The organism is Moorena sp. SIO3I6, assembly GCF_010672095.1.
The window spans coordinates 1-1453 of the sequence record NZ_JAAHHU010001290.1; the positions used below are offsets into that span (position 1 = coordinate 1).

3 protein-coding genes are annotated in these 1453 nt (G+C 43.2%); all 3 read left to right on the forward strand.

The annotated features are described in order from the left end of the window. Nucleotides 1-226: hypothetical protein (locus F6K49_RS48655; protein WP_293109877.1), on the forward strand; the 226-nt coding region annotated here is incomplete at its 5' end. Between the two features lie 186 nt (nt 227-412). Then, nucleotides 413-982 (forward strand): metal-dependent hydrolase, encoded by a 570-nt coding sequence (locus F6K49_RS48660; protein WP_075898106.1) that lies wholly within the window; start codon nt 413-415, stop codon nt 980-982. 243 nt (nt 983-1225) lie between these two features. Next, nucleotides 1226-1453, forward strand: a 228-nt coding sequence (locus F6K49_RS48665) for a hypothetical protein (RefSeq protein WP_293109881.1), incomplete at its 3' end; no start/stop codon positions are given.

Genomic DNA, 1453 nt, shown 5'->3' on the forward strand with positions numbered 1-1453 from the left:
TCCCCTTCTTAGTTTCTTTGTGATCATTCCCCTAGTCTCCTTGATCATGGTGTTGCCTGTATCGATCAACGCGATTGGTCTCCGTGAGAATGCATTTGTATTCTTTTTTGCGGCTTACGGCTACAATATTGCCAGATCCGAAGCGATTGCCTTTGCTTGGCTGGCTTACGGAATCGTGATCATTCAGGGGCTGCTGGGGGGAATTGTATACGCTTTGCGCAAGTAAAGGTGATTAACTGAGATCAGGTAATCGGGTAATCAAGTAATCAGGTAGTCAGGTGTAATGGTAATTAATAAACAAGGATCAAAGCAAATATAAATTACCAAATATAAATTACCAAATATAAATTACCAAATATAAATTACCAAATATAAATTACCAAATATAAATTACCAAATATAAATTAATCCAATGCCATCACCAGTAGGACACACATTAGCCGGTATTTGTGGATTTGTTCTGGCACGCCCTCATATAGCTTGGCATCAGCAAACTCGGCTGTTGTATGGTTCACTATTGCTCACAAACTTGCCAGACATAGACATTCTGCCTGGATTGCTGCTGCTGGGAAATCCAGGAGCTTTTCACCGTCAGGCCACCCACAGCTTGATAGTAGCTGCTGTAGTTGGCATCTTCGTTGCTTGGCTAGTGGGACGTTGGAGGTTAAATCGGCTCCGGTGGGGAATTTGGGCAGCTCTAGTTTATGGCAGCCATATCCTCTTGGATATGCTAGTAGCTGACCCAACAGCGCCTTTCGGAGTCCAGGCACTCTGGCCTTTTTCCTTGGACTATTTTATTTCACCGGTTACTATCTTTGCGAAATTTGATTATTTTAATCCAGAATTGGGTATGGTGCGCACCATCTTGAGTATTCCTAACTTCTTGGGAATACTGTGGGAAATCGTAGTACTTACACCCTTGGTAGGACTGGCATGGTATGGGTTTGGGACAAGTGACCGCAGAAAACCATTGGGAAGATAGAGGGCAAGGGTGATGGGGTGATCAGGTGTAATGGTGATGGAAAGAATTATAGATATTTTGCATAAATGTCTAAAATAAGACCCATAACTAATATAAGCGTGTGTCCCAATTTACTTTGGTTGGTAAGAGGTTCATTGTTCTATGTTGATGGCGATCAACTATCTTTCCTGAGCCAGCCATGATGAACCCTGCTGTGATCACTTTGGTTCTTAATATTGATTCTAGATAAAATTGGTCAGGTGGATGAAAGCAGAAAAACTTAATTCAGCAGAAACCCCTATTCAAGCAGATTGGCTTTGGCAATGGATTCCCATCGCCTTAATTTTGCTATTGGCGGCTGGGTTTGACCTCTATCAACTCGGCACAGAGAGCCTGTGGGTGGATGAACTCTACAGTGTTAATGATGCCAAACGCTTACCAGGCCATCTGGGTCTAATCCGCCCAGTGTATTTCATCCTCCTGTGGCTCTGG